We start from the raw sequence: 18518 nt of genomic DNA on the forward strand, positions 1-18518 counted from the left end.
CTAGCCGGCCATGCGGACCATGGCGGGTTAGGCTTCTATCCGGCGACGGTCGCCGCGTTCACTCGGCGTAGGATTGCGTCGCCCAGGCCGCCTTCAACTTCGGGCCGACATGGGCCCCCAGCGGCCCGAACCACTTCATGTACAAGGCCTCGGCCTCGCCCGACTTGAACATCTTGCCCATCGTGTGATTGACGATCCAGAGGATGGTCGGATTGAGCTTGGGCACCATGAAGCCCTGCGGCGCGTAACCATATTCGTCGCCGACGATCTCCAGCGCATCTGGCTTCTTCGACTGCTTGATCAGCCCGTAGAACGCCCCGTTGTCGCTGAAATAGGCATCGGCCCTGCGGGTTTCGACAGCGATCAAGGCGGCGGCATGGTCATCGACATTGATGACGCGCAGATTGAGCTTGCGCTCGGCCACGAGCTTCTTGAGGTCGGGTTCGCTGGTGCCTCCCGTCGCCACGGCGACGATCTTTCCGTTGAGGTCGTCATAGTTCTTGATGCCCGAGCTCTTGAGAACCAGGAGCTGGCTCGCCGAGACGTGGCTGACCGACGAGAAATCGACCTGCTTGTTGCGGCCGAAGGTGTTGACCGTTCCCTCGCATTCGAGATCGATCGTTCCGTTGGCGACGAGTGCCTGGCGATTCTGGATCGTCATCGGCACGTATTTGATCTTGATCTCCGGCAGGTTCAGCTCGGTCTTGATGTCGTCGATGATGCGCTTGCAGAACTCGACCGCATAGCCCGTCGGATTCTTGTTGTCGTCGAGATAGCTGAACGGAAACAGCGCCTCGCGCACGCCCATGGTGATGGTCTGGGTGTCGCGCAATTTCTTGACAATCGCGTCGACCTCCTGGGCCCCGGCCGCCGAACTCGCCAGATTCAGGGCCAGAAATGCGCCTGCAGCTGCGAAAAGATGGAATCTCATAAGCTCTCTCCCGTTTTGCGATCGCTCGCCTGGTGCCCGCCCTCGATGGAGGACGGTATCTAGAATCCGTCCTTCGCCCGCGCGGCCAGTTCCTCGCGTGTCATCACGTCGAAGCCGAGCGCGGGCAGCAGTTCGTTCTCGCGGGTGAAGTCGCGCCCATAAGCGGCCGACAGCAGGGTCAGTCCCGCCTCGTGCAACGTCGCCGGCCGCCCGATGAGCCGTCCGAGCAGCACGGTCGGCAACAATCCGTAAGGCGCATCTTCGAGAACATAGCGGCTCTCCAACATCGCAGGGCCGAAACCGCCCTTCCCGCGGCCGTGCAGCTCGGCGTTCATCTCCGCGATGCTGGCGACCGGGAGCTGGTAGGAATAGGCATAATGCTCGTGGATCGTCCTGACCGAAACGCCAAATGCTTCGGCGATGGCGAGCCGCTCAGCATCGAGCGCTTCCATCACGCGCCCAACCGCGGGCGTGACATTCTCCGCCTGGCCCCAGCTCTCGCCGCGCTCCATCCGGGTCAGGTTGAACAGAGCAATCGCGAGATGGTTCTGAGGGTTGAGATTGCTCAGCGCGATCGCAAGCAGCCCTTCGCGGAGGACGAAACGCTCGCCGAACAGAGACGTGCACAGAGCCAGCGCTTCGGCCGACGCGTCCTGCGGCACCGTCGCGAGATCGATCTTCGAACGCAGCGAATTCACGGCGACCTCGGTCGGCGAAACCTTGCGGCCGGTCGTCAGCGTCGTGCCCCATGCGATGATCGGCGCGTGGATCTTTCGGGCTGCCAGCAATCGCGAAAGATACAGCGCACCGAAAGAGGCATGCGAGCTGATGATGACGGGCTGCCCTTCCCTCAGATGAGGCGCGATCGCATCGAACGCCATCTTGTGGGCGTAGCCCGGCATCGCGAGCATCACGACGTCGGCAGTGGCGACGGCCTCCGCGGCATTGCCTGCGATGCGCGGGTGGAAGCTGGTTTCGATCGCGGCCGTTGCGCGCAGCGGCGCGCCGGCTGCAAGCGCCTCCGTGCTCCGGCCTGACGGCGACCAGAGCATCGGATCATGCCCCATGACCGATAGCTGGGCGGCGGCACCGCAGGCAGCCGCCCCCGCACCCAAGATACTAACGCGCATATGAAATCGCCTCTTCTGCTAGGAACGGCAGCCCGCCAAAAATGAGGCCCGCCGCTTCGGAGAAACTGAAACCCGGATATATTCGCGTCTCAAAAGGCATTTCGGCCCTTCGACGACTTGCGATAGAGCAGCACCATCAGGCCGCGCGACGACTTCTCCAGCGGATTGCTGATGGAATGCACCACATCGACCGGATATCGCGCCGTCTCACCTTGCCTGAGCAGGTGGCGGGAACTCCCGCTGGCGATCACGAACTCGCCGGAGAGCGCCGTGAAATGCTCGACGGCTCCTGGAGCATGAGGCGAACTGTCGAGGCATCCGCCAGCCGCGATCTCGACATCGTACCATTCGATATCGCCGGATAGGCTGGGTGGACTCAGGATGCGCAACTGGCAGGAACTGTCGGCACTGCGGATCGTCGGCGTGCGCTCCAGTGACAGCATCTCGATGGCGTTGTCGGCGCCCGCCGTCGCCTGCCTCTCTCCCAGCAACGCAACGAAGTCGATCCCCAGTCCGCGCGTCAGGCTCCAGAGCACGGCAAAGGTCGGATTGGCCTCCCCCCGCTCGATCTGCGACAGCATCGATTTTGAAACGCCCGATAGCGCGGAGAGCTGCTGCAACGTCAGACCCCGCTCCTTGCGTTGGCGTTGGAGAAGCGGGCCGATCTGAGGGGCGTTCAGCTCGCTCATTGGCCCCTCAGTGCGTCAGGACCTGCTTCAGGAATTGCTTCGCCCGCTCCGAGGAAGGCGAAGTGAAGAACTGGTCCTTGGGCGTATCCTCGACGATCTCTCCGCGATCCATGAACAGAACGCGGTCCGCGACACGCTGGGCGAAGCCCATCTCATGGGTGACGACGATCATGGTCATGCCCTCGAGGGCGAGTTCCTGCATAACCTCGAGCACCTCGTTGATCATCTCGGGATCAAGCGCCGAGGTCGGCTCGTCGAACAGCATCGCCTGCGGATTCATCGCCAGCGCGCGAGCGATCGACACGCGCTGCTGCTGCCCGCCGGAGAGTTGAGACGGGCGGTTGCTGAGCTTGCCGCCGAGCCCGACCCGCGTCAGGATTTTTTCGGAACGCGCATCGGCCTCCTTCTGCGAGCGCCCGAGCACATGGACCTGCGCCAGGCTGACGTTTTGCAGCGCGGTCATGTGCGGGTAGAGCTCGAAACTCTGGAAGACCATGCCGATCCGCGAGCGCAGGGCCGGGAGATCCGTTTTCGGCGACGAGACCGAGACGCCGTCGACGGTGATCGTGCCCTGTTCGAAAGGCACCAGGCCATTGATGCACTTGATCAGCGTGCTTTTGCCGGAACCCGACGGCCCGCAGACTACCACGACCTCGCCGAGACGAATTTCGGCCGAACAACCGCGGAGGATCTGCTGCGAGCCATAGAACTTATGCACGTCGTCCAGAACGATCATGACGGACGCCTCCTCCTGTAGAACTCGGCAACCTTCGTGATCGACAGGCAGATCACCAGATAGACGACGGCAACCAGCGAATACATCTCGGTCGCGCGCCCGTCGCGCGAGGCGACGACGCTCGCGGCGGTAAGGAAGTCGTGCAGCGACACGACATAGACCAGCGACGTATCCTGGAAGACGATCACGATCTGATTGAGGATCAGCGGCCCCATGGCCCGCATCGCCTGCGGCATCACGATCAGCCGCAGCACCTGCCAGCGGCGCAATCCAGTCGCCAGCCCCGCATCGCTCTGGCCCTTGCGGACGCTGCCGATTCCGGCGCGGATGATCTCGCAATAGAACGCCGCCTCGAACAGGACGAAGGCGATCAGCGCCGAGGTGAGCGAGCCGACCGGCCGGCCAATGGCGAGCGGCATCAGGAAATAGAACCAGAACAGCACCAGCACCAGCGGCAACGAGCGCATCACCGTGACGTAGCTGGCCGCGGGGACGGAAATCAGCCGATGCTTCGACAGCCGCATCAGCGCCAGCCCAAAGCCGACGACGAGCCCGCCCAGCGTCGCGACCAGCACCAGCAGCGCGCTGAGCGCCATGCCCTCCGCGAGGAAACCGTACGATCGGGCGATCACCCCCCAGTCGAAATCGCTCACGCCGTGGCCTTTCGCAACGCGGCACCGCCGATTCGATTATCGATGAGGCGCATGAGTCCGGTCGCGCACAGGCCGATGACGAGATAGCCGATGGTCGCGAAGGTGAAGGCTTCGAAGCCCTGGAAGGTGTAGTTCTCGACATGGCGGCTCTGCGCGGTCAGTTCGAGCACACCGATCGTCAGGCTGAGCGACGACAGTTTGATCGTGATCAGGAATTCCGAAGTCAGAGGCCCGACGATGGCGCGCAGGCCGAGCGGCAGCGCGATCAGCCGATAGGCCTGCATCGGGCGCAGACCGGTCGCGAGAGCCGCCGGCAACAGCGGCGCACCGACGGCCTCGATGCCTGCGCGAACCTGCTCGGCCACGCGCGCGCCGGCGAACAGGCCGATCGCGATCACCGCGGTGACGATCTCCGGATAGGGCAGATCACGCTTCAACCACAGGCCGACCGCGTCGGGAACGATCTCGGGCAGGACGAAGTACCAGAGGAACAGCTGGACCAGCGGCGGCACGCTGCGAAACACGTCGATATAGATGCCGGCCAGCAAGCGAGCCACCGGCGACGGGGCGCTGCGGGCGACGCCGGCGACGATGCCAATCGCCAGCGCGACGGCCCAGCTCATGATGCTGATCGCCAGAGTCAGGAGCAGGCCGCTCCACAGCCAATCGACAAAAGGCTCCCGTATCAGGACCGACCAGTCCCAGCGGTAATTCATCCGGCCCCACCTATCGCAAAGGCAATTTCTACGTGTTTGCTATTCCGATATACCGGAATTGGCCCATCGACCGGGTGGATTGTCAATCGGCATTTTAGCTCGCCAAAATTTTCGGTATAGAGGCGACGGAGGCCGAATAGAGCGTCATTTGTGCTTCGGTACCGAACGCTTTAGATGAGTATTCTGTTTATATCTACGAACAAAAGCAATCTGGAGGGCGCCCACACCTATCCGCTATAATGAACCTAACGTGCAAGGCGGGGAACTCGATGGCATGGAAATCACGCCCCATCGAAAGCAAACCTCTGGCATTCCTTCGTATATCGCCGGCACGGTCATCGGCGGCCTTCGCGCGCGTTGAGGCTGCGCGAATCGTAACGCACGGGAGCCGGCTCGGCGGGTTGTCCGAAATGGAGCCCCGCCGCGGTGATGATCGGAAGCAGGCTGTTGCACAGCGCATGCGCGTAGACGAGCCGTTGGGCTCGCGCCCATGGTGCGAGCGTCGAGACGGCTCATTCCCAGGGGTCATACCCAACCGGGCTCATGACGTTGATACCTGATGCGGCAATGCCTCGAGAGATCGGCTACGATGCCTCGCCAGGAAGATTTGGATCCGAACCGAAAACCGCGAGCAGGAGCTACGCGGCTGGCCAGGGACAGGCCCCGCCGAAAGCGATACCTGTGAGCTAGCGCGGAGGCGAAAGACCTCGGCGCCCCCTGCCCGACGGCTCGCTACAGACCATCGCAGATAGCGTGAAAAAGAGAGGTGCTGGCGAGCTACGGCTCCCCGTGCAGGGGGCTCGCTTTAGGGATGCTGCAACGGGTCGAGCAGGCCGCCCTTGCTCGCACAATGTGCCGATGTTGGCCTCAGGCTGCTGCTTTAGATGCCACGCCAAGCTCGGCCAGAACAGCCTGCGGACAAAGACAAGCCGGATCGGTTGGCGGGGGACCCCAAGCGGGTTGCCAGTCGAGTTCACCCTGCTGCCAGGCTGAAACAACCGCTTTCCATTGCTTGCGCTGCACAGATGCCTTCCGGCGCCGGACAGATCCGCTGTTTCGTTTAGCCATGATGGATTCGAAAGCCTGTTGTGCGCCGCGTCTAAATTTGTGCGACGCAACAAGGTAGCGACCCGGCGCCCTGGCCGACCATCCCCAGTTTGGGCATCGCGACTATGCGTCGAAGGGGCTAACCAAAAGGCCCCTTCCGCTCCGCTGCTCCGCGGGCTTGTACCGCCGGTCAGGACAGGGTCAGAGAGATAGCCGCCAGAAGAAGCCGTGACTTCGCTCCCGCATCGCGGCAGGATCGGCTTCAACAAGGAGCACTCGGTATGAAGAAGTTTCTCGCGGCGGCATGCTGTCTGTTCCTCACGGGATGCGCTGCCTTCGGCGGAGTATCGGAGTCGACAGGCGTCGATCCGATGCAAAGCGACGGGCAGACTTATGTGCCTCGATCAGCAGGAAGCTTTGAGCCGCCTCCTGCCGAGGAGCGAATTACCAGCACCTGCACGATGAAGGGCCAAAACGTAAACTGCTTCTGAGCGCGGCACTCCGGGCGAGTCCATTCTCGGTCATGGAGAACATTTCGAGCCGTTTGGGGCGTCGCTACGGCCAATCTCCGATTCACGCTTCGGCCTGACGACGACGCCGGTAGCCCATGAATAGCAGTGACGCTCGAGCCTCTCCGTTTATCGGCGGCAGGCATCGGCCAATGAGACCCTGACGCCTTTCGGAAAGGCCTTCATAGTGATCGGCACGAGGCCGGTCACATTCGGAATACCCGCACAACGATCATGCCCAGTAATTTAATCATGAAAGCGCCGACCAACAGAAGTATGCCGGCGATCACCACCGCCGCAGCGGTCTTTATTATTGCGATATCCTGAGAGTCGAAGAGAGAACACCACCAGGCGATGAAATTCAGGAACCAGCCGAGTTCGGATTCGTCTGCCGAAAATTGATACATGGCGCACCGGCTAACCTGTAGCTGAGCAGTTGGCACGCTAACACGCACGCCAGGAGCGCTCAATTCGAAGTCGTTCTCACCGGGCAGCTTCGGCTGCCCTCCGATAGTCCGACCGATCAGCCCACCCAGGCGGTTTTTTCGCGCCTGGAGGATCTTCGGTTGCGTAAGCCGACCGAGTGCCAGGCGATCTGGTCGGATCACGCTTTCTCTATCAATAGCTTAGAGACGGTTTCAGGCTCCGCTGATCGATTGGACCCAGCTCAGCATCTCCCAGGCCACACAGCCAAGAAACAGGAACCAAGCCACCGTCAGCGCGCCGCCGAGGACCATGATCGTGACGAGGAAAACCCCGTGGAGGCGCTTCTTCAGACGAGCCGGAATGAGTTTTTTCATGGTCGATCAGCCAACCATCCGGAACAATTCCGTAGCCGGCGGAACACGCACCTGATTGGTCACGACCAGTGAAATGGACCCGCGGAAATCCGACCACTTGGCAATAGCGGCGCCACAGCTACCGCAGAGAACCTGGCTCTCCGGCTTGAGGTCGTCCGGGATTGAAACATGTGGCGACCAGCAAGTCTCGCAACGGAACTCTGTCTGATCCAAGACGGTACCTCCCGCGATTTTTCCGTTTGTCGCGGCAAGCCTCGTTCCAGTTCATCGTCATAGCCGAAGCATCCCGCTCCACGCGGCTTTTCTTTGGCGGGTGCTCCGACAGCGACACCATCCGCCGCCCGGTCGAGGAGAACGGCACGATGCCCAACACCCTGCCCAAGACCGACCGGCACTGGAGGAACCGCTTCTCGCCCGCGCTCTGCCTGGACCGCAACGCCATCGAGCGCATGTGCTGCCGTCTCAATGACTTCAGGCGCATCGCGACCCGCCGCGACCACCGCGCCGTCGACTGTCTCGCCGCCGCGGTCAGCTACCGGCGGTGAGTCCGGGCCCTAGAACCGCAGGCTCAGCCCGACGACCGGTCCGTGCTGAAGCATATCGAAGGCATAACGCCGCCGTCCTTCCCCTTGCGAATAGTCGACATAGAGCGCCCGGTAACCGATGACGCCCGAATAGGTGATGCCGTTCTTCTCGGCGAAGTCGAAGCCGTAACCGGCGATGCCCTGCCACGAAAACTTGCTGCCGCCGCCGCCGATGTCGCCGCGCAGGAAGAGTTCCTGACCGGGCGCGACCGCGACCCGCATGCGCGCCCCGGCGAAGCCGTCGAGCCAGTCGACAGTGCCGGAGCGGGCGACCGCCACGTTGCGGCCGAAACTGAGATCGCCGATGTCGACCGTCGTGGCGAGATCGAAGGACAGATTGGCCCGCTGATACCAGTAGCGCGCACCGGCCAGGACGTCGAAGCTGACCGATCCGAAGCGCGCCACCTCATAGGTCGCCCCCGCTTCGATGATTCCCATCGAGACTTTGACGTCGGCAGCTGCGCCGACCGCACCCACGATCCCGGGCGCGGCGCTGCGCGTCGTGGCGCCGCTGCGGTCGACACCGATCTTGGACCAGACGACATTGCCGTAGAGAGAGAACCGACCGTAGCGGGCCTCCAGATCGCCCATCAGGCCGATCAGGGTTCCGCCCTCTCCGAGTGTGGCATCGATGACATCAACGAAGCTGGCATCGACCTTCACGTTTCGCCCTTTCACGGTCTGGTTGCCGTTGAGCGATGTGAGCCAGCCATAGGGCGTGAACCGGAAGGTCCATGCCGGGGGCGGCACCAGCTTCTCGGCCGGCACCGGGGGCGACAGATCGGCGGCTTCAGCCAAGCCGCCGCCAAGTCCGAGCATCATCATCAAGGTAAGCCCGCACAACCTTGAGCCGATGAGTGTCATCGCGATCCCCCTTTTTGCGTTTCGTGCTTTCTCGACGCGGGAAAGGGCCTTGTCGTCCCTTAGCCAACTCGCGAGCTAGCTTGCCCGAAAGCCAACTTTCCGGACCCAGAGAAAAGGCCACTTTTACCCGTCGGATCGCTCGCCACCAGAACACCCGGGAGCGGATGTTGTCAAAGTCCGAAATGAACCGATTGTGTTGAAGACGTCGGCGTTGCTGTGGGCTTGAAGTCCTGTTTCGGTCGCGCCTCCCAGATCTGCGTTCCGACAAGGGCACAGCCGCCGAATGCGGTCGATTGATCGCGGAGAGATTTCATGAGTACGAGCCTTCGACGCGCGGTGGGGCCGTCATCTGGATCAGGCCCATGAACCGACGTGGCGGTGCTTTTCACGGCGAGCTCACGGCGCGCCGCGCCGAGTTGGCAGGAGCTGATCGCTCGCGATGCCGCGTTCGTACCAGCCCTTAGACCGATTCACGATCCAGACGACGGTCAGCATGACCGGGACCTCGATCAGGACGCCGACAACCGTGGCGAGCGCGGCCCCGGAATTGAACCCGAACAGGCTGATCGCGGCGGCGACGGCGAGCTCGAAGAAGTTTGAGGCACCGATCAGCGCGGACGGCCCCGCAACGCAGTGCTGCTCGCCGGCTATCCGGTTCAGGAGGTAGGCCAACCCGGCATTGAGGTAGACCTGGATCAGGACAGGCACCGCCAGCAGCGCGATCACCATCGGCTGGGCGAGAATCTGTTTGCCCTGGAAGCCGAAGAGCAGGACGAGGGTGGCGAGCAGAGCAACCAGGGAAATCGGCCCCAGGCGACCGAGCAGCCTATCGAGTGTGGCCTGACCGCCGTTTGCCAGAACGCGGCTGCGGACGACCTGCGCGACGATCACGGGAATGACGATGTAGAGGACGACCGAGAGAACGAGCGTTCCCCATGGTACGGTGATCGCCGACAAGCCCAGCAGCAGGCCGACGATCGGCGCGAAGGCGATGACCATGATCGCGTCGTTGAGCGCGACCTGGCTCAGTGTGAAATGCGGTTCGCCCTTGGTCAGGTTCGACCAGACGAAGACCATGGCGGTGCACGGCGCTGCCGCCAGGATGATGAGGCCGGCGATGTAGCTGTCGATCTGATCGGCAGGCAGCCACGGCCGGAACAGCCAGGCGATGAAGATCCAGCCCAGCGCCGCCATCGAGAACGGCTTTACCGCCCAGTTGATGAAGAGGGTGACGCCGATCCCGCGCCAGTGCCGGCCGACCTGCCCCAGCGCGGCAAAATCGATTTTCAGCAGCATCGGGATGACCATCAGCCAGATCAGCACCGCGACCGGAAGGTTGACCTTGGCGATCTCGGCCGAACCGATGGCCTGGAATACGCCGGGCATGATGTGCCCCAATGCGATACCGACGACGATACACAGCGCGACCCACACTGTGAGGTAGCGTTCGAAGGTGGACATGATGACCTCAGGCGAGCGCGACGGGGCGACCGCAGGCATCGACGACCAGCTCGCCGTCCTCCTTGCGGAACTCGCCGCGCTGGGGCGGCAGCAGGGGCATAACGGCCTCGGACGGGCGGCACAGCCGCACGCCCTTGGGTGACACCACCAGCGGCCGGTTGATCAGGATGGGATGGGCTTCGATCGCATCGAGCAGGGCCTCGTCGGAAAGGGCCGGATCGCCGAGGCCAAGCTCGGCGAAGGGCGTGCCCTTCTCGCGCAGAATTTCCCGGACAGTCAGCCCCGCACGGTCGAGAAGCTGCTTGAGCAGCGTCCGCGTCGGCGGCGTCTTCAGATATTCGATGACGTGCGGCTCGACGCCCGCATTGCGGATCAAGCCCAGCGTGTTCCGGGACGTCCCACAGGCCGGATTGTGATAGATGACGACGTCCATCACGCCACCTCCGGGCGAGCGGAATTGTGCGTGCGGATAAACGGCACGTTGCGAACGCGATCAGGCATCGGTCGTGACCTTCGGCGGGCAGCAGGGGCTGAGTTCGGCGAGAAGCGGCGCACAGATCTCCGGGCGACCGCCGCAGCAATCCTTGAGAACGAACGCGAGCACCGCACGAAGGGCGTCGAGGTCCGCGCGGTAGACGATGGAACGACTGAACCGCTCGGAACGGACGAGACCCGCCCGGCTGAGGATGCTCAGATGGGAGGACATCGTGTTGTGGGGAACATCGAGCTGGCGGGCGACCTCGCCGGCAGGCAGCCCCTCGGGCTCCGCGGTCACCAGCAAGCGGAAGACGTCAAGGCGGGTGCTTTGAGCCAGCGCGGCCAGGGCGAGGATGACTTGAGTGATTTCCATATGTCGAGATTTATCGACATATATTTCGAGACGCAAGAGGCTCTGGATGACGTGAAGGATGGCTCCGCGCCGTCAACTGTCTCGCCGTCTGCATCGCTGCCGCCGTCAGCTACGGGTCATCAGTTTGGGCCCTGGCGCACTGGCGCCAACCACCTCCATCCCGCCCCTGAACTCAGTGGTTCGTGAGCTGCCGGAGATCGTTCATCAAGCTCTTGGAGAGCTGGGCGGCTGGAGGCGGCAACGAACGGTGGGTTGCCGTAATGATGCCGATGCGCAGCATGTTCACGCCGGGGGAAGAAAGGGGGCGCCATGCGATCTTGCCCTGTTCGATTTCCTTCAGGAAGCCGAGTCGGGTGAAAAAGGCGATACCGAGTCCGAGCTCGATGCAGATTCGGATCATCTGAATCGAGTTCGAGGTGATCTTCGGTTTGAGCATCGCCTTGAACTGACTGAAATCGGCGTCGGTGTCGGCGCCGCGCGGCAACGGTCCGGTCTGGTCGAGCACGGGATAGGACAGAGCCTCCTCGAAGCTGACGCTCAGGCGCGCGGTCAGCGGATGATCAACCGGCATGACCACCCCGATCGGCGCGGGAACTTCTGCAATGAAATTGACGTTCGCGGTCGACAGCGGACTGATAAAGGTCAGACCAATATCGACTGCGCCGCTGCTGACCATGCCGGCGATCTCGGCCGGCGGCGTGGCGAGCACGGTGTGGTTGATCGCGGGAAAGTCGCGCCCGAACCGGGCCAATGCCCGCGGCAGGAAGTCAACCAGAAGGGAATCGAGCGCGGCGATCGTGACGTGGCCCGAACGTGCTTCGCGAAGATCGTCGATCGCCGCGCGAACCTGCCCATAGGCTTCGATCGTCGAGGTGACGTGCTGCAGAAGCAACGTACCTGCGACGGTCAGGCGCATTCCGGCTGGGAGCCTGTCGAAGAGGGGACCGCCGAACTCGTCCTCGAGCTTCAGAATCTGGCGATTGATAGCACTCGCCGCGACATTCAGCTGGGCTGCTGCGCGGCGGATCGAACCCAGCCGCGCAACCTCCCGGAAATAGAACAGGGCAGCGGCATGCATGACCGGGCATCCTCAGCTTGCGGCCTTCCTCGGCCAGGCCGCCACCGTGGGATGATCGCGCGTCGTCGTCAAAGACAAGTCGGCGCCGCCGGGCTTGCCCCAGCCTGTCACCTCCGGTCCGAAGAATTCGCGATTGACCGCCGGCCATTCGGCAAGCCCGGGCGGCAGCCGGTCATCGGCGTGGATAGCCGCAACCGGGCAGACCGTCTCGCACAGGCCGCAATCGATGCACTCGTCCGGCTGGATATAGAGGGTGCGGCCGCCTTCGTAGATGCAGTCGACCGGACAGGCTGTGAGGCAAGCCTTGTCCTTGATGTCGATGCAGGCGTCCGTGATGACGAAGGGCATGGCGGACCTCCCGGTTCAGCGACCCTGCCAGACGGGCTTTCGCTTCTCCCGGAAGGCGCGGACGCCTTCGTCCGAATCCGCCGATTGCAGAGCCGCGACCAGGGCCGGCAGGCGCTGCGCCTGCGCCTCCGTCGGCGAAAGATGGGCGGTCCGGCGCGCGACCTGTTTGATCGCGCGCAGCGAAAGGGGCGCGCAGGCGAGGATATCCTGCACCCAGCGATCGACCGCGGCGTCGAGCTCCTCCTTGGCTGCGACTTCATTTACGAGGCCGAAGCCGAGCGCTTCCTGCGCTTTGATCCGGCGCCCGGTCAGCAGCATGCCGAGCGCGTGGCGATGGGCGATCTGGCGCTGCAGCAGCACCATGCCGCCGTCGAGCGGCAAGCGGCCGACGCGTGGCTCGGTCAACCCGAAGCTCGCATGCTCGGCCGCAACGACGAGATCGCAGCCGAGCACCATTTCGAAACCGCCACCGACCGCATGGCCGTTGACGCGCGCGATAACCGGGATGTCGAGTGTCTGGCGCAACGCAATGCCGCCGAAGCCCGCCGGTCGTGAGGCCGCCCAATAGGCAAGGCCGGTCAGCTCGGGATCGACATTGCGCATGTCCGCGCCGGTGCAGAAGGCGCGGTCGCCGGCGCCTGTCAGCACCACCACGCGCACCGAGCGATCGGCCTCGATGCGCTGCCAGATCGCCTCCATCTCGGCCTCGGCCACCTGGTCGAGCGCGTTCAGAACCTCCGGCCGGTCGATGGTGACCCGGGCTACGTGATCCTCGACCGAAAAGCTGACCGGCATCAGGCCACCTTTCCGAAAGCCGACAGCCCGAGCTCGCCCAGGATTTCGTCGGTATGTTGCCCGAGGCCGGCAGGAACAACGCGGATCGTCACCGGCGCAGCCTCCATATGGATCGGCGAGCCGACCACACGCACGCGTTCGCTCGGCCCGTCAGCCTCGAGGATCATCCCGTTCACGCGGGTCTGCTCGTCGTCGAGGGCTTCGGAGAGCTGGCGCACAGGCGCGCACAGGAGGTCTTGTCGCTCGAGCCGCTCCAGCCAGTAGGCGGTGGTCTGCGCCGCAAAGCGCTCTGCGAAGATCGCCTGCAAGGCCGATTTGTTGGCGACCTGCAGCTCATGGCCAGCAAAGCGCGGATCGCCCTTCAGCGTCGGCAGGTCGAGCGCGGCGGCGATGTCGCCGAGCGGATCGGCCTTGAAGGCGCCGACCATGACGAGAGCTCCGTCCTCGGTCTCGAAGACGCCGGTCAGCGGCATCGCCCCCCAATTCACCTCGCGTCCGCGCATCAGCTGCGCGGCTGCCTCCTGCGTCTGCGCCGCCAGCATCGAATCGAACAGCGAGACGCTGATGCGCTGTCCCTTGCCGGTCTTGTGGCGCTGCAGCAGTGCCAGCAGGATACCCTGGACCATGTGCATGCCGGCCGAATAATCGGCGAAGGTCGTCGAGAGCACGGCCAGCGGCTGATCGGCATTGGCGCGCCGGAACATCACGCCCGAGAGCGCCTGGGCCAGCACGTCCTGGCCGCCCTTGTGGGCATAGGGGCCGGTGAGGCCGAAGCCGGTGCCGACCGCATAGATCAGCCGCGGGTTGCGCGCGGCAAGCGCCTCGTAGGAGAAGCCCATCCGGTCCATCACACCGGCGCGGAAATTGTTGACGACGACATCCGCCTCGTCGATCAGCCGCAGCACGGCGTCCTTCGCCTCCTGCTTGCGCAGGTCGAGCACGATCGAGCGCTTGTTGCGGTTGAGCGAGCAGAAGACCGGGCCCTGCAGGCCGGCGGGGTCGTTGGGAAAGGACGTGCGCGAGAGATCGCCGTAAGGCGGGCGCTCGACCTTGATGACGTCGGCTCCATAGTCGCCAAGCACCTGCGTCGCGACCGGCCCCATCATCACCTGGGTGAAGTCGACGATCTTGATGCCGGCGAGCGGCAGTTCGGCAGGGTTGGTCACGCGGCATTCTCCAGGATGGTGGCGTTTTCGGAGGGGATGTCGCCGGGATCCCCCCCCTGGGCGCGCACGTGCTTGCAGATTTCCTGCGCGGCGACATCGCGCAGGCGGCGCCCGCTCGCGACGGCCAAGGCTGCGGCGACGCCGGCCGACTGGCCCATCGCCATGCAAGGCGGAATCTCGCGCGACATCTTCTGGGCCTGTTCCGTCGCGGAATAATGCCGCCCGGCAACGACGAGCCCGTCGAGGCCGCGCGGCAGCATGGAGCGATAGGGTGTGTAGTAGTCGCGGCCGCGGGCCACCGTGTCCGCGAAATGGACCCGGTCGAGCACGTCGCGCTTGCTCACCACGTATTCGCCTTGCAGCAGCCGGGTCTGGCGCACGCCGAGCTGCGGCGCCACGTCGACGACGAAGCAGTTGCGGAAGCCGGGCATGTGCTCGCGGACATAATCGACGAGGGCGTAGAGCTTGTTGCGGCCCTCGAAATCGGCACGGGTCAGGTCCTCGACGGCGAGCGCGTCGAACCCGGCCATATGGGGGCAGTTGCACCAGACGACTCCGGGCAGCGGTGTCTTCAGCCACCACATGTCCCAGGAGCCGCCCATGATGCGCTTGGCCTGCCGGTCGATGGCGGCGAAGGCGTCGGGCTCGTCATGCTGGAAGCGCTCGGCTTCGTCGGTATCGACCCCGCCGAGCCGGAACACGGTCGTGACGATGAAGGAGCCCTTTTCGTGGGCCGCGCCAGCCGAGGCGGCAACGTCAAGATCGCCGGAGGCGTCGACGACGGCATCGGCCAGGATCGCCTGTCGCCCGGACTTGGTCTCGCAGACGATGCCCGTGACCTTGCCGTTCTCGACCAGCGTGCGCGAGAACCAGGAATGAAGGCGCACATCGAGCTTCGCCTCGGTCACCATCTCGTTGGCGGCGCGCTTCCAGCCATCGGGATCGAAGGCAGCGGCCATGACGATCGGTTGCGGCTTGGTCTGGGCGCGGAAATCATGCGCTCCCCAGCGCGCCCATTTGCGGTGCATCGCCCAATCCTGGCGGCGCTCCTCGGGCGGCGGATAGACACAGGCGCCGCGCGCCGCCATGCGTTCGATCATTTCCATGCAGACGCCCTGCACGGTGACTTCGTCGCCGTTGTGCATGTCGTCGAGCACCAGCACCATGCCGCCGGAGGCGAGGCCTCCGAGATAGGGGTAGCGCTCGATCATGGTGACGGCGCAGCCCTCGCGACGGGCGCCGATCGCGGCGGCCATGCCGGCCGGCCCGCCGCCCACGACGAGCACGTCGGTCTTGGCGACGACGGGGACGGGGCCGCCCGGATCTGCAATGGTGGTCGGAGTCATGAGCCTCTCCACGTTTGTGCCGGAGCGTCAGTGCGCGTTGGCCGGCTGCCAGCGCACGATCAGGCGCTCCAGCATGGTCACGGTCAGGAAGAACAGCATCGAGAAGCAGGAAGCGACGATGACGGTGGCGTAGAGCAGAGCCGAGTCGAAGCTGTAGGTCGCCTGGATGATCAGCGCGCCGATGCCGACATTCGAGCCGATCCATTCGCCGACGATCGCACCCACGACCGAGGTCGAGGCCGAAATCTTGAGCGCGGAGAACAGATAGGGCAGCGAGTTGTAGAGCCGGAGCTTGAAGAAGACTTCGCGCTTCGAGGCCGAGAGCACGCGCATCAACTCCATCGCCTGCGGGTTCACCGCCTCGAGCCCGCGCACCATGTTCACCAGCGTCGGGAAGAAGCAGATCAGAGCCGCAATGGCGATCTTGGGTTCCATGCCGTTGCCGAGGAGCAGCACCAGGATCGGTGCCTTGGCCACGACGGGAATGGTGTTGATCAGCACCACCGTCGGGAAGAAGGTTTCCTCGAGCGTCTTTTTGTGAACGAATGCGGTCGCGATGACGATCGCGACGATGTTGCCGAGCAGAAAGCCGGAGAGGGCCTCGATCGCGGTCGGAACGAGGTTCGACAACAGGATGCCGCCCTTGCCGACGAGCGTCTGCGCCACCAGCAGCGGMGAAGGCGCGACGAACGGTGGAACCTTGAACAGGTAGACCAGCGCGGCCCAGATACCGAGGAAGATGGCGATGCCGACGAAGGGCAGGATGCGCCGGCGCAGTTGCGCGTGGCGCCGTGCCCGGCGGAAGCTCTCCTCGGCATCGGAAATGGTTTCTTCGTGCGAAATCGCGGTGGCAAGCGTCATTCCGTGCCTCCCAGCGCTGCGCGTAGGACTGTGGCTGTGCGCATGAATTCCGGCGTCTCGCGGATCGCCAGCGTACGGTCCCGCGGGAGGTCGATATCGACCAGGGACGCGACGCGGCCGGGATTGGCGGCGAGCACCAGGACCTGCTCGCCGAGGAAGAGCGCCTCATAGACCGAATGCGTGACGAAGAGGATCGTCGTGCCGGTCTCGCGCCAGATGCGGCGAAGCTCCTCATTCAAACGATCGCGCGTGATCTCGTCGAGTGCGCCGAAGGGCTCGTCCATCAGCAGGAGCCGCGGTCCGCCGAGCAACGCGCGGGCGATCGAAACCCGCTGGCGCATGCCGCCGGACAATTCGTGCGGAAAGCTGCCTTCCCAACCCTCCAGTCCGACCAGCTTGAGCAATTCGCGCGGGGTCGGCATGCCCGGAGGCAGGGGCGGCCGCCCGCCGACCTCGAGCGAGAGCTCGACATTCTGCAAGGCCGTCCGCCAGGGTAGCAGGGCGGCATCCTGGAAGACGAAGCCGAGCGCGCGCTGGAGCCGCGCCTGTTGCGGGGTCTGGCCCAAGACCGTGATCTGGCCCGAGCTGGGCGGGATCAGATCGGCCACCACCCGCAGCAAGGTCGACTTGCCGCAGCCGGAGGGGCCGAGCAGGCTCAGGAAGCCGCCGCTCTCGACTGAGAAGCTGACATTCTCCAGCGCGGTAACGGTGCGCCGCTCGGTGACGAAGCGCACCGAGAGGTTGTGACAGCCGACCGCGGTGCTCCCGGCCGGGCGCGATGCATCGGTCTGGCGCGGTTCCATCGTGGCGAGCGCGGCCATCGGATCAGCCGATCCGCGGCCGCGTATCGGCTGTCATCCTGAGGACGTCGGCCGTCATAACCTCCGAAAGCTTGGGGGTGCGCTTGGTGAACTGCCCCAGAGCCGCATAGAGGTCGATCTGCTGTTGCCAGACGATTGGGTCCATGGTCCCCCAGCCTGCCGCCTTGGTCTGGGGACCGAAGGAGAAGGACAGCATCACGTCGAGAGCCACCCGCTCGTCCGCTGCGACCAGATTGGGGTATTCCTTGACCAGCAGCGCAACCGCCTGATCGCGATTTTCGTAGGCATAGGCCCAGCCTTTGGCGGTCGCGCGCAAATACTTTGCCAGCAAATCGCTCTTTGTCTTCACCGTATCGGCGGTGGCATAATAGGGCAGTGCGTAGAGCTTCACCCCGGCATCCCAGAGCGACATCCCAACCCGGTCGGCGCCGAGGACCTTGAGCGCGGTGGTGTTCGTCTCCCAGCCGGTCACGACATCGACCTGCCCGGTCAACAGCGGGGTCATTTCCGCGCCGATCGGGACGATGGTGACGTCCTTCTCCGGTATCTTGTTATGAGCCAGGAGCGCGCGCAGCAGGATGATACCCGTCGACTGGATGCCGACCTTCTTGCCGATGAAGTCCTTCGGCTCGCGCACCGGATTCTTCTTCAGTGAATAGAAGGTGTAAGGGTGCTTCTGGCAGCCGGCTGCAAAGCAGACGACCGGGACATCCTGCGAGGCGGCCAGCATCAGCGAGGGGCTCGACGACACCTGGCCGACCTCGAAACGCCCGCTGGCGACGACGGCGACGCCATCGACATTCGGCCCGCCGGGCTGGATGCGCATATCGATGCCTTCGGCATCGTAGTAACCAAGCGCCTTGGCACAGACCTCACCGATCTGATTGCCGCCTGCGATCCAGCCGAGCTGCATATTGACGATCGCCTTGCCTTGGGCTTCGGCTTCGATCGAGAGCAGCGGAGCGGAGAAGGCGGCGGCACTGGCGCCACGCAAGAAATTGCGTCTGTCGAGCGGCATGATGATAGTCCCCTCAATGTGGCGGTTACCGCCTTATCCGGGAACTAGATCACTATCTGGCGTACTCAGATATCACAAAATTTCGTTCAACGCGTTGCCGTAATAAGATCATGCA

General features: G+C 64.0%; 22 protein-coding genes. 2 read left to right on the forward strand and 20 right to left on the reverse strand.

The features are described from left to right. Positions 1–58: 58 nt before the first annotated feature. From AC1DIN_RS21995 to AC1DIN_RS22020, 6 genes are all read right to left on the reverse strand, one after another. The gene (locus tag AC1DIN_RS21995) at positions 59–931 is read right to left on the reverse strand and encodes an amino acid ABC transporter substrate-binding protein (protein WP_476811305.1); all 873 of its coding nucleotides are present in this window, start codon (positions 929–931) and stop codon (positions 59–61) included. Between the two features lie 59 nt (positions 932–990). After that, the gene (locus tag AC1DIN_RS22000) at positions 991–2061 is read right to left on the reverse strand and encodes an NAD/NADP octopine/nopaline dehydrogenase family protein (protein WP_476811306.1); all 1071 of its coding nucleotides are present in this window, start codon (positions 2059–2061) and stop codon (positions 991–993) included. An 89-nt stretch (positions 2062–2150) separates the two neighbouring features. After that, positions 2151–2750, reverse strand: coding sequence for a helix-turn-helix domain-containing protein (locus AC1DIN_RS22005; protein WP_476811307.1), 600 nt, complete (start codon positions 2748–2750; stop codon positions 2151–2153). Positions 2751–2757: 7 nt separating this feature from the next. Next, positions 2758–3486 (reverse strand): amino acid ABC transporter ATP-binding protein, encoded by a 729-nt coding sequence (locus AC1DIN_RS22010; protein WP_476811308.1) that lies wholly within the window; start codon positions 3484–3486, stop codon positions 2758–2760. Then, the gene (locus tag AC1DIN_RS22015) at positions 3483–4139 is read right to left on the reverse strand and encodes an amino acid ABC transporter permease (protein WP_441469025.1); all 657 of its coding nucleotides are present in this window, start codon (positions 4137–4139) and stop codon (positions 3483–3485) included. Before AC1DIN_RS22015 ends, AC1DIN_RS22010 begins: the two co-directional genes overlap by 4 nt. Beyond that, the gene (locus AC1DIN_RS22020; protein WP_441469026.1) at positions 4136–4855 is read right to left on the reverse strand and encodes an amino acid ABC transporter permease; all 720 of its coding nucleotides are present in this window, start codon (positions 4853–4855) and stop codon (positions 4136–4138) included. Before AC1DIN_RS22020 ends, AC1DIN_RS22015 begins: the two co-directional genes overlap by 4 nt. 1328 nt (positions 4856–6183) lie before the next feature. On the opposite strand from AC1DIN_RS22020, the gene AC1DIN_RS22025 reads away from it, so the two are divergent. Beyond that, positions 6184–6393: a hypothetical protein gene (locus AC1DIN_RS22025; protein ID WP_476811309.1), complete on the forward strand. Its 210-nt coding sequence runs from the start codon at positions 6184–6186 to the stop codon at positions 6391–6393. A 224-nt stretch (positions 6394–6617) separates the two neighbouring features. On the opposite strand, the gene AC1DIN_RS22030 is transcribed toward AC1DIN_RS22025, so the two are convergent. Next, entirely contained in the window at positions 6618–7019 is a 402-nt protein-coding gene (locus AC1DIN_RS22030; RefSeq protein ID WP_476811310.1) for a hypothetical protein, read from the reverse strand. Positions 7020–7049: 30 nt separating this feature from the next. Then, entirely contained in the window at positions 7050–7211 is a 162-nt protein-coding gene (locus tag AC1DIN_RS22035) for a hypothetical protein (RefSeq protein ID WP_476811311.1), read from the reverse strand. Positions 7212–7573: 362 nt separating this feature from the next. Between AC1DIN_RS22035 and AC1DIN_RS22040 the strand changes: the two genes are divergently transcribed. Further along, positions 7574–7756: a hypothetical protein gene (locus AC1DIN_RS22040; protein WP_476811312.1), complete on the forward strand. Its 183-nt coding sequence runs from the start codon at positions 7574–7576 to the stop codon at positions 7754–7756. Positions 7757–7765: 9 nt separating this feature from the next. Here the strand turns inward: AC1DIN_RS22040 and AC1DIN_RS22045 are convergent, their stop codons facing one another. The 12 genes from AC1DIN_RS22045 to AC1DIN_RS22100 form a co-directional block, all read right to left on the reverse strand. Beyond that, positions 7766–8620: a hypothetical protein gene (locus tag AC1DIN_RS22045; RefSeq protein ID WP_476765250.1), complete on the reverse strand. Its 855-nt coding sequence runs from the start codon at positions 8618–8620 to the stop codon at positions 7766–7768. Between the two features lie 435 nt (positions 8621–9055). Further along, positions 9056–10120, reverse strand: coding sequence for an ACR3 family arsenite efflux transporter (gene arsB, locus AC1DIN_RS22050; RefSeq protein ID WP_476811313.1), 1065 nt, complete (start codon positions 10118–10120; stop codon positions 9056–9058). 7 nt (positions 10121–10127) lie between these two features. Continuing rightward, positions 10128–10553 carry an arsenate reductase (glutaredoxin) gene (gene arsC / locus AC1DIN_RS22055; protein WP_476811314.1) on the reverse strand — a complete coding sequence of 142 codons (426 nt, stop codon included), beginning with the start codon at positions 10551–10553 and terminating at the stop codon, positions 10128–10130. Positions 10554–10613: 60 nt separating this feature from the next. Then, on the reverse strand, positions 10614–10970 hold the full coding sequence (locus AC1DIN_RS22060) for an ArsR/SmtB family transcription factor (RefSeq protein WP_476811315.1): 357 nt from the start codon (positions 10968–10970) through the stop codon (positions 10614–10616). A gap of 172 nt (positions 10971–11142) precedes the next feature. Then, positions 11143–12048 carry a LysR family transcriptional regulator gene (locus tag AC1DIN_RS22065; protein WP_476811316.1) on the reverse strand — a complete coding sequence of 302 codons (906 nt, stop codon included), beginning with the start codon at positions 12046–12048 and terminating at the stop codon, positions 11143–11145. A gap of 12 nt (positions 12049–12060) precedes the next feature. Further along, entirely contained in the window at positions 12061–12396 is a 336-nt protein-coding gene (gene fdxA, locus AC1DIN_RS22070; RefSeq protein WP_441469035.1) for a ferredoxin, read from the reverse strand. Positions 12397–12411: 15 nt separating this feature from the next. Next, entirely contained in the window at positions 12412–13191 is a 780-nt protein-coding gene (locus tag AC1DIN_RS22075) for an enoyl-CoA hydratase-related protein (protein WP_476811317.1), read from the reverse strand. Further along, the gene (locus AC1DIN_RS22080) at positions 13191–14357 is read right to left on the reverse strand and encodes a CaiB/BaiF CoA transferase family protein (RefSeq protein WP_476811318.1); all 1167 of its coding nucleotides are present in this window, start codon (positions 14355–14357) and stop codon (positions 13191–13193) included. The genes AC1DIN_RS22075 and AC1DIN_RS22080 overlap by 1 nt, the downstream gene beginning before the upstream one ends. Then, positions 14354–15703: an FAD-dependent oxidoreductase gene (locus AC1DIN_RS22085; protein WP_476811319.1), complete on the reverse strand. Its 1350-nt coding sequence runs from the start codon at positions 15701–15703 to the stop codon at positions 14354–14356. Before AC1DIN_RS22085 ends, AC1DIN_RS22080 begins: the two co-directional genes overlap by 4 nt. A gap of 27 nt (positions 15704–15730) precedes the next feature. Then, positions 15731–16564 (reverse strand): ABC transporter permease, encoded by an 834-nt coding sequence (locus AC1DIN_RS22090; protein ID WP_476811320.1) that lies wholly within the window; start codon positions 16562–16564, stop codon positions 15731–15733. Further along, a complete protein-coding gene (locus tag AC1DIN_RS22095) occupies positions 16561–17385 on the reverse strand; it encodes an ABC transporter ATP-binding protein (protein WP_441469040.1) in 825 nt (274 codons plus the stop codon). The genes AC1DIN_RS22090 and AC1DIN_RS22095 overlap by 4 nt, the downstream gene beginning before the upstream one ends. A 4-nt stretch (positions 17386–17389) precedes the next feature. Further along, entirely contained in the window at positions 17390–18403 is a 1014-nt protein-coding gene (locus tag AC1DIN_RS22100; RefSeq protein WP_476811321.1) for an ABC transporter substrate-binding protein, read from the reverse strand. Positions 18404–18518 lie beyond the last annotated feature (115 nt).

This window comes from Allobosea sp. 05T438, from assembly GCF_056396025.1.

What these genes read in the sequence shown, in the direction of transcription:
- AC1DIN_RS21995 (WP_476811305.1), bottom strand. Translation starts at nt 931, where the DNA reads ATGAGATTCCATCTTTTCGCAGCTGCAGGCGCATTTCTGGCCCTGAAT.
- AC1DIN_RS22000 (WP_476811306.1), bottom strand. Translation starts at nt 2,061, where the DNA reads ATGCGCGTTAGTATCTTGGGTGCGGGGGCGGCTGCCTGCGGTGCCGCC.
- AC1DIN_RS22005 (WP_476811307.1), bottom strand. Translation starts at nt 2,750, where the DNA reads ATGAGCGAGCTGAACGCCCCTCAGATCGGCCCGCTTCTCCAACGCCAA.
- AC1DIN_RS22010 (WP_476811308.1), bottom strand. Translation starts at nt 3,486, where the DNA reads ATGATCGTTCTGGACGACGTGCATAAGTTCTATGGCTCGCAGCAGATC.
- AC1DIN_RS22020 (WP_441469026.1), bottom strand. Translation starts at nt 4,855, where the DNA reads ATGAATTACCGCTGGGACTGGTCGGTCCTGATACGGGAGCCTTTTGTC.
- AC1DIN_RS22025 (WP_476811309.1), top strand. Translation starts at nt 6,184, where the DNA reads ATGAAGAAGTTTCTCGCGGCGGCATGCTGTCTGTTCCTCACGGGATGC.
- AC1DIN_RS22035 (WP_476811311.1), bottom strand. Translation starts at nt 7,211, where the DNA reads ATGAAAAAACTCATTCCGGCTCGTCTGAAGAAGCGCCTCCACGGGGTT.
- AC1DIN_RS22040 (WP_476811312.1), top strand. Translation starts at nt 7,574, where the DNA reads ATGCCCAACACCCTGCCCAAGACCGACCGGCACTGGAGGAACCGCTTC.
- AC1DIN_RS22045 (WP_476765250.1), bottom strand. Translation starts at nt 8,620, where the DNA reads ATGATGATGCTCGGACTTGGCGGCGGCTTGGCTGAAGCCGCCGATCTG.
- arsB (WP_476811313.1), bottom strand. Translation starts at nt 10,120, where the DNA reads ATGTCCACCTTCGAACGCTACCTCACAGTGTGGGTCGCGCTGTGTATC.
- arsC (WP_476811314.1), bottom strand. Translation starts at nt 10,553, where the DNA reads ATGGACGTCGTCATCTATCACAATCCGGCCTGTGGGACGTCCCGGAAC.
- AC1DIN_RS22060 (WP_476811315.1), bottom strand. Translation starts at nt 10,970, where the DNA reads ATGGAAATCACTCAAGTCATCCTCGCCCTGGCCGCGCTGGCTCAAAGC.
- AC1DIN_RS22065 (WP_476811316.1), bottom strand. Translation starts at nt 12,048, where the DNA reads ATGCATGCCGCTGCCCTGTTCTATTTCCGGGAGGTTGCGCGGCTGGGT.
- fdxA (WP_441469035.1), bottom strand. Translation starts at nt 12,396, where the DNA reads ATGCCCTTCGTCATCACGGACGCCTGCATCGACATCAAGGACAAGGCT.
- AC1DIN_RS22075 (WP_476811317.1), bottom strand. Translation starts at nt 13,191, where the DNA reads ATGCCGGTCAGCTTTTCGGTCGAGGATCACGTAGCCCGGGTCACCATC.
- AC1DIN_RS22085 (WP_476811319.1), bottom strand. Translation starts at nt 15,703, where the DNA reads ATGACTCCGACCACCATTGCAGATCCGGGCGGCCCCGTCCCCGTCGTC.
- AC1DIN_RS22095 (WP_441469040.1), bottom strand. Translation starts at nt 17,385, where the DNA reads ATGGCCGCGCTCGCCACGATGGAACCGCGCCAGACCGATGCATCGCGC.
- AC1DIN_RS22100 (WP_476811321.1), bottom strand. Translation starts at nt 18,403, where the DNA reads ATGCCGCTCGACAGACGCAATTTCTTGCGTGGCGCCAGTGCCGCCGCC.